The 13,508-nt window shown below is 61.3% G+C and carries 15 protein-coding genes; all 15 read right to left on the reverse strand.

Going from position 1 to position 13,508, the window contains the following annotated elements; genetic code table 11:
* Positions 1–9 precede the first annotated feature (9 nt).
* The 15 genes from INS93_RS10845 to INS93_RS10915 all read right to left on the reverse strand — a co-directional run bounded on the left by INS93_RS10845 (position 10) and on the right by INS93_RS10915 (position 13,488).
* A complete protein-coding gene (locus tag INS93_RS10845) occupies positions 10–798 on the reverse strand; it encodes a protein phosphatase CheZ (protein ID WP_160017635.1) in 789 nt (262 codons plus the stop codon).
* Between the two features lie 19 nt (positions 799–817).
* Positions 818–1,192 (reverse strand): chemotaxis response regulator CheY, encoded by a 375-nt coding sequence (locus INS93_RS10850; RefSeq protein ID WP_169968482.1) that lies wholly within the window; start codon positions 1,190–1,192, stop codon positions 818–820.
* 99 nt (positions 1,193–1,291) lie between these two features.
* Positions 1,292–2,038, reverse strand: coding sequence for an RNA polymerase sigma factor FliA (gene fliA / locus INS93_RS10855; RefSeq protein WP_178094620.1), 747 nt, complete (start codon positions 2,036–2,038; stop codon positions 1,292–1,294).
* On the reverse strand, positions 2,035–2,865 hold the full coding sequence (gene fleN / locus INS93_RS10860; RefSeq protein WP_162843938.1) for a flagellar synthesis regulator FleN: 831 nt from the start codon (positions 2,863–2,865) through the stop codon (positions 2,035–2,037). Before fleN ends, fliA begins: the two co-directional genes overlap by 4 nt.
* Before the next feature lie 112 nt (positions 2,866–2,977).
* Complete coding sequence (gene flhF, locus INS93_RS10865) at positions 2,978–4,288, reverse strand: flagellar biosynthesis protein FlhF (RefSeq protein WP_192981772.1); 1,311 nt, start codon at positions 4,286–4,288, stop codon at positions 2,978–2,980.
* An 11-nt stretch (positions 4,289–4,299) separates the two neighbouring features.
* The gene (gene flhA / locus INS93_RS10870; protein WP_192981774.1) at positions 4,300–6,447 is read right to left on the reverse strand and encodes a flagellar biosynthesis protein FlhA; all 2,148 of its coding nucleotides are present in this window, start codon (positions 6,445–6,447) and stop codon (positions 4,300–4,302) included.
* 85 nt (positions 6,448–6,532) lie between these two features.
* Positions 6,533–7,669, reverse strand: coding sequence for a flagellar biosynthesis protein FlhB (gene flhB / locus INS93_RS10875; RefSeq protein ID WP_192981776.1), 1,137 nt, complete (start codon positions 7,667–7,669; stop codon positions 6,533–6,535).
* 9 nt (positions 7,670–7,678) lie between these two features.
* Complete coding sequence (gene fliR, locus INS93_RS10880) at positions 7,679–8,455, reverse strand: flagellar biosynthetic protein FliR (RefSeq protein ID WP_160017630.1); 777 nt, start codon at positions 8,453–8,455, stop codon at positions 7,679–7,681.
* Positions 8,456–8,468: 13 nt separating this feature from the next.
* On the reverse strand, positions 8,469–8,738 hold the full coding sequence (gene fliQ, locus INS93_RS10885; RefSeq protein ID WP_013714993.1) for a flagellar biosynthesis protein FliQ: 270 nt from the start codon (positions 8,736–8,738) through the stop codon (positions 8,469–8,471).
* A gap of 11 nt (positions 8,739–8,749) precedes the next feature.
* Complete coding sequence (fliP, locus tag INS93_RS10890; protein ID WP_160017629.1) at positions 8,750–9,535, reverse strand: flagellar type III secretion system pore protein FliP; 786 nt, start codon at positions 9,533–9,535, stop codon at positions 8,750–8,752.
* Complete coding sequence (gene fliO, locus INS93_RS10895) at positions 9,535–9,966, reverse strand: flagellar biosynthetic protein FliO (RefSeq protein ID WP_192981778.1); 432 nt, start codon at positions 9,964–9,966, stop codon at positions 9,535–9,537. The genes fliP and fliO overlap by 1 nt, the downstream gene beginning before the upstream one ends.
* A gap of 2 nt (positions 9,967–9,968) precedes the next feature.
* Positions 9,969–10,445, reverse strand: coding sequence for a flagellar motor switch protein FliN (gene fliN / locus INS93_RS10900; RefSeq protein ID WP_192981781.1), 477 nt, complete (start codon positions 10,443–10,445; stop codon positions 9,969–9,971).
* A 70-nt stretch (positions 10,446–10,515) separates the two neighbouring features.
* A complete protein-coding gene (gene fliM, locus INS93_RS10905; protein WP_017679168.1) occupies positions 10,516–11,487 on the reverse strand; it encodes a flagellar motor switch protein FliM in 972 nt (323 codons plus the stop codon).
* Positions 11,488–11,499: 12 nt separating this feature from the next.
* Positions 11,500–12,021: a flagellar basal body-associated protein FliL gene (gene fliL, locus INS93_RS10910; RefSeq protein WP_192981783.1), complete on the reverse strand. Its 522-nt coding sequence runs from the start codon at positions 12,019–12,021 to the stop codon at positions 11,500–11,502.
* Between the two features lie 240 nt (positions 12,022–12,261).
* Positions 12,262–13,488 carry a flagellar hook-length control protein FliK gene (locus INS93_RS10915; protein ID WP_192981784.1) on the reverse strand — a complete coding sequence of 409 codons (1,227 nt, stop codon included), beginning with the start codon at positions 13,486–13,488 and terminating at the stop codon, positions 12,262–12,264.
* Between the last annotated feature and the right edge of the window lie 20 nt (positions 13,489–13,508).

A 13,508-nucleotide genomic window follows, 5' to 3' on the forward strand; every position in this document is an offset into this window, starting at 1 on the left:
GTGTGCTCCTTAGAACCCTAGACTGGACAGCAGGTCGTCGACATCGTCTTGGCTGGAGGCGACGTCATCACGCTTATCGGCATGAATCTGCGGACCTTCACCCCGCGATGGCTCTTTTGATTTTTCCTGTTCGGTACGCAGCGCTTCGTGATCGTGCTGAATACCGGCAAAACGGTCGACCTGGCTGGCCATGAGCATCAGCTTGAGCAGGTTGCTTTCCACTTCGGTCACCAGTTGGGTGACACGCTTGATCACCTGGCCGGTAAGATCCTGATAGTCCTGCGCGAGCAGAATGTCGTTGAGGTGGCCGGAGAGCTTTACGCCATCTCGCTCACTGCGGGCGAGGAACAGCTCGACACGCTTGGCCAGCTCACGAAAACCGTCAGCCCCGATTTCGCGGCGCATGAAACGGCCCCACTCGGCGCTGAGGCTCTGCGCTTCGTCACTGAGGTCGTTGACCAGCGGCGCACTCTGCTCGACCAGATCCATGGTCCGGTTGGCGGCCTTCTCGGTCATGGTCACGACGTAGTTCAGGCGCTCGGTCGCGTCGGCGATCTGCGACAGCTCCTGAGCATGTGGCATGCGCGGATCGAGTTGAAAATTGACAATGGCGTTGTGCAGTTCACGGGTCAGTTTGCCGACCTCATGATACAGCCCGCGATCACGGACCTTGTTCAGCTCGTTGATCAGTTGCACCGCAGCGCCGAAGTTACCCTGTTCAAGGCTATCGACCAGATCGCGGGCATTGTTTTTCAGGGTCGACTCGAGGTCACCCAGCGTGGAGTCATCGTGTTCCATAGCACCCTCGCGGCTGACATCAGCCGTTGACCCGCTCGAAGATCTTCTCGATCTTTTCCTTCAACACCTGAGCGGTGAAGGGTTTGACCACGTAGCCATTCACACCGGCCTGGGCCGCCTCGATGATCTGATCGCGCTTGGCTTCAGCGGTCACCATCAGCACCGGCAGGTGCTTGAGGCGCTCGTCGGCACGTACGGCACGCAGCAGGTCGATGCCGGTCATGCCGGGCATGTTCCAGTCGGTCACCAGAAAGTCGAAGCTGCCGCTTTGCAGCATCGGTAGCGCCGAGGTGCCGTCATCGGCTTCCGCGGTGTTGGTGAAACCCAAGTCCCGCAAGAGGTTCTTGATGATCCGTCGCATCGTCGAGAAATCGTCAACGATGAGGATTTTCATGTTCTTGTCCAAGTCGACCTCCGTACAGTCCCAAACGTATTGCGCTTGCAACTACGTCCTTTAATCATGAAACCGTTTGCGCCTGCGAGTACACCGCGTTCAGGCAGCGCGCCATTCACTCAGCCGCGAGCGCAAACGCGCTGCGCACTGGCTGTGCAACTGACTCACGCGTGACTCGCTAACCCCCAGCACTTCACCGATTTCCTTCAAGTTCAGTTCTTCATCGTAATACAGCGCCAGCACCAGACGTTCGCGCTCCGGCAAGCCAGCGATGGCATCGGCCAACGCCGCCTGGAAGCGTTCGTCTTCGAGGTCCCGCGAAGGTTCGAGGTGAGAGTGTCCGGCGTCTTCGTGCAACCCGCCATGCTCGCCGTCCTGCAGCAGGTCGTCGAAGCTGAACAGGCGGCTGCCCAAAGTGTCGCCAAGAATGCCGTAGTAATCCTCCAGACTCAATTGGAGTTCGGCCGCAACCTCATGATCTTTAGCGTCACGCCCGGTTCTTGCTTCAACGACACGAATGGCATCACTGACCATACGGCTGTTGCGGTGTACCGAACGCGGCGCCCAATCACCCTTGCGCACCTCGTCGAGCATGGAGCCGCGAATACGGATACCGGCGAAGGTCTCGAAACTGGCGCCCTTGCCGGAGTCGTATTTGCGCGAGGCTTCGAGCAGACCGATCATGCCGGCCTGAATAAGATCGTCGACCTGCACGCTGGCCGGCAGACGGGCCAATAAGTGGTAGGCGATACGCTTGACCAGAGGCGCATAGCGCTCGATCAACTGGTGCTGGGAGTCCTGCGCCTGAGCCTTGTTATACATACGAAGTCCAGAGGCTGCTGTCATACGGCCGAGTCTGCGGTCGGTTGTTGCACCAGACGCTCGACGAAAAACTCCAGATGACCACGGGGATTGGCCGGTAACGGCCAGGTATCTACCTTCTGAGCTATCGCCTTGAACGCCAGGGCGCACTTGGATCGAGGGAAGGCTTCATAGACGGCGCGCTGCTTCTGCACGGCCTTGCGCACGCACTCATCGTAAGGCACGGCACCGACATACTGCAGGGCGACATCGAGGAAACGATCCGTCACCTTGGTCAGCTTAGCAAAGAGATTGCGTCCTTCCTGCGGGCTGTGAGCCATATTGGCCAGTACACGGAAGCGGCTGATGCCGTGATCGCGATTGAGCAGTTTGATCAGCGCGTAGGCGTCGGTAATCGAGGTGGGCTCATCGCAGACCACCACAAGGATCTCCTGCGCAGCACGCACGAAGCTGACCACCGCATCGCCGATACCGGCGGCGGTGTCGATCACCAGCACGTCAAGATTTTCGCTGATGTCACTGAACGCCTGGATCAACCCCGCGTGCTGCATCGGCGTGAGGCTGACCATGCTCTGCGTACCGGAGGCTGCCGGCACGATGCGCACGCCACCCGGCCCCTGCAGCAGAACATCGCGCAGATCGCATTCGCCTGCGATGACATCGGCCAGGGTGCGCTTGGGCGTCAGGCCCAACAGAACATCGACGTTGGCCAAGCCAAGGTCAGCGTCCATCAACATCACCCGACGGCCGAGATCGGCCAGGGCCATGGACAGATTGACCGACACATTGGTCTTGCCGACGCCACCCTTGCCGCCAGTCACCGCAATCACCTGTACGGGATGCATACCCATGTTCTTTCTACACCTTGTCTAACTTCGACTTGGCCCTACAGGCCGTTGAAAAACACCTGCCGGGCCGTTCACTCCCGCACCATGTGCGAGAGGGTGCAACAATTTCGCTGCTTCAGCCGGCCCGCTTGGCCGGATTGTGATAAAGGCCGGCGAACAACTGCGCCATGGCGTCTTCACTCGGCTCCTCGGCAGCCTGCAGCCCCACGGCACGGCTGACCAACTGGTGACTACGCGGCACGTGCAGATCATCCGGAATCCGCGGCCCGTCCGTCACATAGGCTACCGGCAGTTGCTGGCCTATAGCCAGACCTAAAACCTCACCCAGACTTGCGGCTTCGTCCAACTTCGTCAGTATGCAGCCTGAAAGGCCACAACGCTTGTAACTATGGTAGGCGGCCTTGAGCACTTGGCTCTGACTTGTTGCGGCCAGTACCAGATAATTCTTCGCCTTGATGCGTGCCGAGGCCAGGCTTTCCAACTGCAGACGCAGCGCCGGATCGTTGCCTGGCAGGCCAGCGGTATCGACCAGCACCACGCGCTTCTTGGCCAGCGGCGCCAAAGCCTGCAGCAGAGACTGACCAGGGTCGATCTGAGTCACCGACACACCGAGGATGCGCCCCAGGGTCTTGAGCTGCTCCTGCGCGCCAATACGGAAGCTGTCCATGCTCACCAGAGCGACCTGTTGTGCGCCGTACTTAAGCACATAACGCGCAGCCAGCTTGGCCAGGGTAGTGGTCTTGCCCATGCCGGCCGGACCGACCAGGGCGATCACACCACCCTCTTCCAACGGCTCGACCTTGGGTGTAGTGATAGCGTGAGCCAGATGCGCCAGCAGCATGCGCCAGGCCTGACGCGGCTCGGCAACGCCGGCCACTTTGCTCAGCAACGCCTGCGACAGTTCGGCAGACAGCCCCATGCGCTGCAGGCGACGCCATAGATTGGCCTGCTGCGGGCGGCGATTCTGCAGTTGCCCCCAGGCGATGGAACCCAGCTGTACTTCGATCAACTCACGCAAGCCGTGCAGCTCGAAGCGCATGGCTTCCAGTGCACGCGGGTCGACCGCAGGCGCAGCCGATACAGGGGCCTCGACCGGGCGCTGCGGCTTGACCAGGGTCGCCGGCAGCTCGGGCGCCAGCAACGACTCATTGGCGAATAGTTGGCGGTCCTTGCCGGCATCCTGCTCGGCACGCGTGGTCAGCTCAGCCTGAGCGCTGGCGATGCGCGCCTGGGTCTTGCGCAGCTCGGCTTCCAGCGCCGGGTTCGGGCGCACCGACATCGGCGCCTGATAATCCAGCGCTGCAGTCAGCTCGACACCACCGGCGACACGGCGATTGCCGATGATCGAGGCGTCGGCGCCCAATTCGTCACGCACCAGTTTCATGGCGGTTCGCATATCGGCGGCGAAGAAGCGTTTAACCTGCATGACCCTTTACCTCAGTTCTGGCCAACCGTAGCGACTATGGTGACCTGCTTGTTGTCCGGAATTTCCTGGTAGGCCAGCACATGCATGCTGGGTACCGCCAGCCGCGCGAAGCGCGACAACATTGCCCGGACCGGTCCGGCCACCAGCAGAATCACCGGCTTGCCGAGCATTTCCTGGCGCTGCGCCGCTTCCACCAGGGAACGCTGCAGCTTCTCGGCCATGCCCGGTTCGAGGAGGATGCCATCCTCACCGCCCTGACCGGCCTTCTGCAGACTGTTGAGCAAGATCTGTTCCAACCTTGGCTCAAGGGTTATCACAGGCAGCTCCGGCTCTAGTCCCACGATGCCTTGGACGATGGCACGGGCCAGCGAGACGCGTACCGCAGCGACCATCGCGGCGGGATCTTGACTCTTCGGCGCGACGTTGGCGATGGCCTCGGCGATGGTACGGATGTCGCGCACCGGCACCTGCTCCTGCAGCAGCGCCTGCAGCACCTTGAGCAGGGTCGACAGCGACACCAGCCCCGGCACCAGCTCCTCGGCCAGCTTCGGCGAGCTCTTGGCCAGCAACTGCATCAACTGTTGCACTTCCTCGTGCCCCAGTAGCTCATGGGCATGCTTGTGCAGGACCTGGTTGAGGTGAGTGGCCACCACGGTACTGGCGTCGACCACGGTATAGCCCAACGATTGCGCCTGATCGCGCTGGGTAGGGTCGATCCACACGGCCTCCAGACCGAACGCCGGATCCTTGGCGGCGATGCCATTGAGCGGACCGAACACCTGGCCAGGGTTGATCGCCAATTCGCGATCCGGATAAACCTCGGCCTCAGCCACGCTGACCCCCATCAGCGTCAAACGGTAGGCATTGGGCACCAGGTCGAGGTTGTCGCGGATATGCACCGACGGCATGAGAAAGCCCATTTCCTGCGACAGCTTCTTGCGCACCCCCTTGATCCGCGCCAGCAGTTGACCACCCTGGTTGCGATCGACCAGCGGAATCAGGCGATAACCCACCTCCAGACCGACCATGTCCACCGGGGTGACATCATCCCAACCCAGCTCCTTGACCTCCTGCGCCTTCTGCGCAGGGATCAGTTCCTGTTGGCGTTGGACCTCCTTGACCGCTTCTTCCTTGGTCTTGCGCTGGCGATTGGCGATCCAGTAGGCGCCGGCAGCAGCGATCAGGCCGAGGCTGATAAAGGAGAAGTGCGGCATGCCCGGCACCAGGCCCATGGCAATCATGATTGCCGCCGCCACGGCCAGCGCGCGCGGCGAAGCGAACATCTGCCGATTGACCTGCGCGCCCATATCTTCAGAGGAAGAAACGCGAGTCACCATGACCGCTGCGGCAGTGGACAGCAGCAGGGAGGGAATCTGCGCAACCAGGCCATCACCGATGGTCAGCAGGGTGTAGACCTTGCCCGCCTCGGCGAACGGCAGGCTGTGCTGCAGCACGCCGATGGCGATACCGCCAATGAGGTTGATGAACAGGATCAGCAGACCCGCGATGGCATCGCCACGGACGAACTTGCTGGCACCGTCCATCGAGCCGTAGAAGTCTGCCTCCTGAGACACTTCACTGCGGCGCTTCTTGGCTTCGCTCTGATCGATCAGGCCGGCGTTGAGGTCGGCGTCGATCGCCATCTGCTTGCCGGGCATGGCATCGAGGGTGAAGCGCGCACTGACTTCGGAGATACGCCCGGCACCCTTGGTGACCACCACGAAGTTGATGATCATGAGGATGGCGAACACCACGATACCCACCACGTAGTTGCCGCCGATCACCACTTCACCGAAGGCCTGGATCACCTGGCCAGCCGCTCCATGCCCCTCGTGACCGTTGAGCAGCACCACGCGCGTCGAAGCCACGTTCAGCGCCAGACGCAACAGCGTAGCTGCCAGCAGGATGGTGGGGAATACAGCGAAGTCCAGCGGCCGCAGCGCATAGATACTGACCAGCAGCACCACGATCGACAGCGCGATGCTGAAGGTGAACAGCACGTCGAGCAGGAAGGCCGGGATCGGCAACATGACCATGCCGAGCATGACCAGCAACAGCAGGGGGATACCCAGATTGCCGTGACGCAGGCCCGCCAGATTGCTGCGGACATCACCGATTAACTGTGCGCGATCTACTGCCACGTCCCTACCCCAAGCCATTCAATCTTTTGACGCGAAAGTGCGTCCTGAAAGGGTAATGGCAAGAAGCGTTCCAGAAATGACAGGGCAGCGTACAAGACGCCCTTTACGAGTCGCGACGTAAATCCGGCGGAATCGGCAGATCCGGCAACGGACCAGGCCGCTTGCCCTTGCCCGCCCGGTACTGTCGCAACTGATAGACGTACGCGAGCACCTGCGCCACGGCCAGATACAGGCCAGCAGGAATTTCCTGGTCCAACTCGGTCGAGTGATAAACCGCCCGGGCCAGCGCCGGCGACTCCAGCACCATCACCTGGTGCTCCTGGGCAATCTCGCGGATCTTCAATGCCAGGAAGTCGCCCCCCTTGGCCAACAACAGCGGCGCGCTGCCCTTCTCGGGGTCATATTTGAGCGCCACCGCAAAGTGCGTCGGGTTGGTGATCACCACGTCGGCCTGGGGAATGGACTGCATCATGCGCCGCTCGGCCATCTCGCGTTGCAGCTGACGAATACGACCCTTGACCTCAGGCTTGCCCTCGGTGTCCTTGTACTCGTCGCGCACTTCCTGCTTGGTCATCATCAGCTTCTGCTTGTGACTCCAAAGCTGGAACGGCACATCCACTGCGGCGATCAGGATCAGCCCGCAGGACAACCAGAACGCGCTCCAACCGACCACATTGAGGCTGTGCAGGATAGCGGGTTCGACCGGCTCATTGGCAATGGCCAGCAGATCGTCCTGATCTGCCGAAAGCACCACCAGCGCCACCGCAAGGATGACCAGAAACTTGGCCAGTGCCTTGAACAACTCGGCCAGCGCCTGAACCGAGAACATACGCTTGAGGCCTGCCAGCGGGTTCATCCGGCTGGCCTTGGGTTGCAACGCCTCGGCTGAAAACAGCCACCCACCCAGGGCAATCGGGCCGGCGATGGAGGCGATCAGCAAGGCAAGCAAAAACGGCTGCGTCGCCAGCAGCGCCTGCTTGCCCGAAGCCAGCAGGTACTGGGCCATACTGCCCTCGTTCATCAACACGTCACGCGGTAGGCTGAAGTTGCCGCGCATGATGTCCATCAGCACATTGCCCATATAGGCGCCGAAGATGATCAGCGCCACGGTGCCGGTGAGGGTCACCGCCAGTGTATTGAGCTCCTTGGAGCGAGCGATCTGGCCTTTCTTGCGCGACTCTTCAAGTCGCTTGCCTGTGGGTTCCTCGCTCTTGTCGGCGCCACTCTCGCTCTCAGCCATGCTTGCCCCTCATCGCGTCAGAGCGAATTCGCCCAGCTGCTGCAGGGCGTCGCTGGCCAGCGCCTGGAACAGGCTGCCGAAATCGGAGAGGCTCACCCAGAAGATCACCAGGCCCATGGCCAGGGTCAGCGGGAAGCCGATGGAGAAGATGTTCAGTTGCGGTGCCGCGCGCGTCATCACGCCGAACGCCAGGTTGATCACCAACAACGCGGTGACGGCCGGCAACGTCAACAACAGGCCGGCACCGATCACCCAGCCCAGCTTGCCAGCCAGCGCCCAGTAGTGATTGACCATCAGGCCCTGGCCATATGGCAGCGTGACGAAACTCTCTGCCAGAATCTCCAGCGCCACCAGATGGCCGTTGATGGCAAGAAACAGCAACGTCACCAACATCAGCATGAACTGCCCGAGCACGGGCACCGATACACCATTGGTGGGATCCACCATGGACGCGAAGCCCAGGCCCATCTGCATGGCAATGATCTGCCCGGCCACCGCGAACAGATGAAAGAACAACTGCAGGATGAAACCGAGCATGGCGCCGATCAGCACCTGCTCGAGAATCAACAGCAAGCTGCGCAGGCTGAGCGCATCGATCTGTGGCATCGGCGGCAAGGACGGTACCAGCACCACGCTGATCGCCAACGCCAGATAGAGACGCACACGAGTCGGCACCAGCTGGGTACCGATGATGGGCATCACCATCAGCATCGCGGCGATACGAAACAACGGCAACATGAACTGGCCGACCCAGGCGCTGATCTGCTCGTTGCTCAATTCCAGCATCGCGCCCAGCCCCTCAGCCTATGAGGTACGGAATGTTCTGGATCAACGTCTGGGTGTACTCCATAAGCTGACTCACCAGCCAGGGTCCGGCCCAGATCAGGGTGATCAGCATCACCATCAGACGCGGCAGAAAACTCAGTGTCTGCTCGTTGATCTGCGTGGCAGCCTGGAACATCGCCACGATGAGCCCCACCACCAGACTGGGCACCACCGCCAGACCAACGATCAGGACGATCAGCCATAGCGCTTCGCGAAACAGGTCAACCGCAACCTCGGGAGTCATCAAAGGCCTCGCTATAACGTGCCGAAACTGGCGGCCAGGGTGCCCATGATCAGCGCCCAGCCGTCGACCAGGACGAACAGCATGATCTTGAACGGCAATGAGATGATCAGCGGCGAAAGCATCATCATACCCATCGCCATGAGGATACTGGCGACCACCATGTCGATGATCAGAAACGGAATGAAGATCATGAAGCCGATCTGGAACGCGGTCTTCAACTCGGAGGTGACGAACGCCGGCACCAGAATGGTCAACGGCACGTCCTCGACGCCGGCCAGGTCGGTGCGCTTGGACAGTCGCACGAACAGTTCCAGGTCGCTTTCGCGAGTCTGCGCCAGCATGAAATCGCGGATCGGCCCCTCTGCCCGAGTCAGCGCCTCCTGAGCGACGATCTCCTCGTTCAGATAAGGCTGCAACGCATCGGTGTTAATCCGGTCGAAAATCGGCGCCATGATGAACATCGTCAGGAACAACGCCAGGCCGACCAGTATCTGGTTCGAGGGTGTCTGCTGCAGGCCCAGCGCCTGGCGAAGAATGGAAAAGACGATGATGATGCGGGTGAAACTGGTCATCAGCATGACGAACGCCGGGATGAAACTCAGCGCCGTCATGATCAGCAGAATCTGCAGGCTGACCGAGTACTCCTGCTGGCCCTCCGCGTCCGTCGACAGGGTAATGGCCGGGATCGATAGCGGACTGCTGCCCTGCTGAATCAGCGTGCTGGCGCCAGGCGGGTCTTCGGCGAACGCCAGTGATGCGGCGAGACTCAGCACCAGCACCAGCAACAAACGCAGCATCAGGATTTGTCCTTCTGATCCTTGCCCAGCAGCTCCATCAGGCGCTGAGCGAATTCCGGTGTGGCCTGCTCGGCGTCAGCCAGGTGCACGGGTTCCTTGAGCACGTGCAGCGGAGTGATCCGCCCGGCAGACAGGCCCAGCAATATCTGTTCATTGCCCACCTGCACCAGCACCAGGCGATCACGCGGGCCCAGCGCCTGAGTCGCCAGCAGCTTGATCACCTGACCACCGCGCGGAGCCAGTTGCTGTACACGACGCAGCAGCCAGGCGAGCAGGAAGATCAGACCGATCACCAGCAGCAGGCCGAGCAGCAACTGACCGAGCTGGCCGGCTACGTCGCTGCCAGCCATGGGCGTCGCCGCCTTGCCGGTAGGTTCGGCAGCCATGGCCACCAGGGGCATGCTCAGAAACAGAGCGAGAAGACGAGCCATGGTCAGCGCAGCTTCTTGATACGTTCGCTGGGACTGATCACGTCGGTCAGGCGAATGCCAAACTTCTCGTTGACCACCACCACTTCGCCATGGGCGATCAACGTGCCGTTGACCAGCACGTCGAGCGGCTCACCGGCCAGACGATCCAGCTCGATCACCGAGCCCTGATTGAGCTGCAACAGGTTACGGATCGTGATATCGGTGTTGCCCACTTCCATGGAGATGGACACTGGAATATCCAGGATCACGTCCAGATTGGGCCCTTCGAGATTGACCGGCAGGTTGCTGGTGGGGGGCGCGCTACCGAACTCTTCCATCGGCGCACGCGGCGCTGCAGGTTGCGCCGCCTGAGCGGCACCCTGCCCGGCCAGCATGGCATCGATATCGTCCTGATCGGCATCACCTGCCTCGGCCAGCGCTGCGGCCCATTCATCGGCCAGTGCCTGCTCCTCGGGGGAGGTGTTCTCTTCGTCTGCCATCGTGGTTCCTCGCCTGGCTTCTGCTATTCGTTCGCTTCGGGCCTGGTGGCCCTACGGAGGTGCCAGCGCCTCAGCGTTGGCGTTCGATTGGTTCCAGTACCTGCAGGGCCAGATTGCCCTTGTGCGCACCGAGCTTGACCTTGAAGGTCGGCACGCCATTGGCGCGCATGACCACGTTGTCCGGCAATTCCACGGGGATCACATCACCCGGCTGCATATGCAGGATGTCGCGCAGTTTCAGTTGGCGACGGGCCACGGTGGCGGCCAGCGGCACGCTGACATCGAGAATGTCCTCGCGCAGGGCCTTGATCCAGCGTTCGTCCTGATCGTCAACATCGGACTGAAAGCCGGCATCGAGCATCTCGCGGATCGGCTCGATCATCGAGTACGGCATGGTGATATGCAGGTCGCCACCGCCGCCGTCCAGTTCGATATGGAAGGTGGACACGACCACCACCTCGCTCGGACTGACGATATTGGCCAGCGCCGGGTTGACCTCGGAATTGACGTACTCGAAGTTGATGTCCATGACCGCGTGCCAGGCTTCGCGCAGGTCGACGAAGGCCTGGTCGAGCACCATGCGCACGACACGCAGCTCGGTGGGGGTGAATTCACGGCCCTCGATCTTGGCATGGCGCCCATCGCCGCCGAAGAAGTTGTCCACCAGCTTGAACACCAGCTTGGCGTCAAGGATGAACAGACCGGTGCCGCGCAGCGGCTTCATCTTCACCAGATTGAGACTGGTCGGCACGTACAGCGAATGCACGTATTCGCCGAACTTCATCACCTGCACGCCACCAACGGCAACGTCAGCCGAGCGGCGCAACAGGTTGAACATGCTGATGCGGGTATAGCGGGCGAAGCGCTCGTTGATCATCTCCAGCGTCGGCATACGCCCACGGACGATACGATCCTGACTGGTCAGGTCATATTGTTTGACGCTCCCGGGCTCCGCGGCGTCCTCGGTCTCGACCAGGCCGTCATCGACGCCATGCAACAGCGCATCGATCTCGTCCTGGGAAAGCAGGTCTTGCACGGCCATCTTCGGCTCCCGCTACTGCAACACGAAATTGGTGAACAGCACCTGCTCGACCACAGTGCTGCCGGTTTCCTTCTGCGCCAGTTCCTGCACGCTGGCCAGCGCCTGCTGCAGAAGCATCTCCTTACCCAGCGGCGTTTGCAGCGCGACAAAATCCTGACCGGAGAGCAGCATCACCAGACGGTTACGCAATACCGGCATATGCACCTTGAGCTTTTCCATGCCGACAGTATCGCGACTCATCAAGGCCATGCTGACCTGCAGGTAGCGGGTGCGATTCTGGTGATTGAAATTGACCACGAAGGCCGGCATCAGATCCTGGTAGATGGCTGGCTGACGCACTGGAGCCGCCGGTGCCGCGGCCTCTGCCGGCTCAGCCGCCTCGCTCTTGTCGCCCTTGCTGAGAATGAACCAGGTACCGCCCACGGAAAGGCCAACGGCCAGAAGCAGGCCCACCACGATCAGAATGATGAGTTTGAGCTTGCTCTTGCCGGCGGGTTGTCCGTCGGCAGCCGGTGCCGCTTCTTTCTTAGCCATGCCAATAATCCGTCAGTACCTACGTTCTTTCCGCATTCAAAGGGTTAAGAGCAAGTGTTATGCCAGCATATGAGCAGGCTTGTCTAACTCTGGGCTGCGGATTTAACAGGTCCAGCTCCCTGCTGTCACCCAAAATGCATTCGCCCGAGCACCTTTCGGCAACCCGGGCGAATGCAAGTCTAGCGGAGGAACACCGATCTTCGGGCATTGCCCAGTGTCGATACAGTACCTGGCCGCTACCTATGCGTAGTAGTCGACCAGCCCACGGCCAGTGGTCACGTGCTCACTGCGCACTTCCTGATGGACACCAGGCTGCAACTCGTCACCGGCAAGCAGACCATCACGCGAGCCGGAACCACCACGACCACCCTCGCCCTGCCCTTGCCAACCACGGTTAAGCGACTGATCGGAAACATTGGCATCGGCCAGGTTCATGCCTTGCTGCGCGAACAGCTCACGCAAACGATGCATCTGCCCTTCCAGCGCTTCACGCACCCCGGCATTGGGGCTGGCAAACGTCACCTGGGCCTGGTCCTGAGACAGGTTCACGCGCACTTCGAGACGCCCAAGATCTGCCGGGTCCAGTTGAATTTCGGCCGATTTGAGGTTCTGGCTGGAAAGCCACATGACGCGATCCACCACCGCCTCACTCCAGCCGCCCTGCTGCATGGCGACCGGCTGACCAGGCACCAATGGCAGACGCTGCGTAGCACCAGCCTGATGATTGAATGCCTGCGTCAGCGCATTGAGCTTGCTGACGAACTGATCGGGTCGAGTGGGCTGAGCACTATCCTTGAGACTCTCCAGCGCCTCCTTGGCCAGGCTTTCCAGCGGCAAATCCAGGGTCGCTTCTTCAGTGCTCTCCACTGACGCCTCGCCTTTGCCCATGGCCGCCATGGCTGCGGCGAAGTCCGTGCTGGTCGCCACACGCGCGCTCTTGATCGCGGCGTCCTGCGGCAACTGGGCCTTGCTCGCCTCTTGCGCCGGTTGCTTGAGCAGCGCCAGCGGGTCGAGCGCTTCTTCCTCCAGCGCTGGCTCGGCAGTCTCGGCGCCATCGCTGCCTGCGCCGGTAATCACCAGCGCCGGCAGCGCCGACGACGCCTCGGTTAGCGGAGCATCGTCTACCTGAGCCTGGATACCGCCCAGCGCCATTGCCAGCAACGGATCGAGTTCTTCTTCAGCACCCTCCTGCGTCGGCAAGGAATTGCCGGGGGCGGCAACCGCAGGCTGCTCGGCGGCAGTTGAAGCGGCATCGGGCTCCCCTGCTGATGGCGCAGACTTCTGTTCCTGGCTGGTTTTGTCGGTACTGCCAGCGCGCTCGCCAGGCTTGGCCTGACGCTCCTTGGCATATACCTCGGCAAAGCTGGAAGCACCGTTCTTGCTGGGTTCCGGCGCTTTGGCCGGCTGCTTCGCTTTGCTCTTCACCTCAGGCGTAGCCTGCAGGCGTAAGTCGGGCAACGCGGACATGGACGCTCTCCGTCTGATGG

Origin of the sequence: Pseudomonas sp. EggHat1 (assembly GCF_014892995.1) — a bacterium.
GTDB classification, from domain to species: Bacteria; Pseudomonadota; Gammaproteobacteria; order Pseudomonadales; family Pseudomonadaceae; genus Aquipseudomonas; species Aquipseudomonas chaetocerotis.

Coding starts and splice junctions, on each gene's coding strand:
- INS93_RS10845 (WP_160017635.1), bottom strand. CDS start 798: ATGGAACACGATGACTCCACGCTGGGTGACCTCGAGTCGACCCTGAAA.
- INS93_RS10850 (WP_169968482.1), bottom strand. CDS start 1,192: ATGAAAATCCTCATCGTTGACGATTTCTCGACGATGCGACGGATCATC.
- fliA (WP_178094620.1), bottom strand. CDS start 2,038: ATGACAGCAGCCTCTGGACTTCGTATGTATAACAAGGCTCAGGCGCAG.
- fleN (WP_162843938.1), bottom strand. CDS start 2,865: ATGGGTATGCATCCCGTACAGGTGATTGCGGTGACTGGCGGCAAGGGT.
- flhF (WP_192981772.1), bottom strand. CDS start 4,288: ATGCAGGTTAAACGCTTCTTCGCCGCCGATATGCGAACCGCCATGAAA.
- flhA (WP_192981774.1), bottom strand. CDS start 6,447: ATGGCTTGGGGTAGGGACGTGGCAGTAGATCGCGCACAGTTAATCGGT.
- flhB (WP_192981776.1), bottom strand. CDS start 7,669: ATGGCTGAGAGCGAGAGTGGCGCCGACAAGAGCGAGGAACCCACAGGC.
- fliR (WP_160017630.1), bottom strand. CDS start 8,455: ATGCTGGAATTGAGCAACGAGCAGATCAGCGCCTGGGTCGGCCAGTTC.
- fliQ (WP_013714993.1), bottom strand. CDS start 8,738: ATGACTCCCGAGGTTGCGGTTGACCTGTTTCGCGAAGCGCTATGGCTG.
- fliP (WP_160017629.1), bottom strand. CDS start 9,535: ATGCTGCGTTTGTTGCTGGTGCTGGTGCTGAGTCTCGCCGCATCACTG.
- fliO (WP_192981778.1), bottom strand. CDS start 9,966: ATGGCTCGTCTTCTCGCTCTGTTTCTGAGCATGCCCCTGGTGGCCATG.
- fliN (WP_192981781.1), bottom strand. CDS start 10,445: ATGGCAGACGAAGAGAACACCTCCCCCGAGGAGCAGGCACTGGCCGAT.
- fliM (WP_017679168.1), bottom strand. CDS start 11,487: ATGGCCGTGCAAGACCTGCTTTCCCAGGACGAGATCGATGCGCTGTTG.
- fliL (WP_192981783.1), bottom strand. CDS start 12,021: ATGGCTAAGAAAGAAGCGGCACCGGCTGCCGACGGACAACCCGCCGGC.
- INS93_RS10915 (WP_192981784.1), bottom strand. CDS start 13,488: ATGTCCGCGTTGCCCGACTTACGCCTGCAGGCTACGCCTGAGGTGAAG.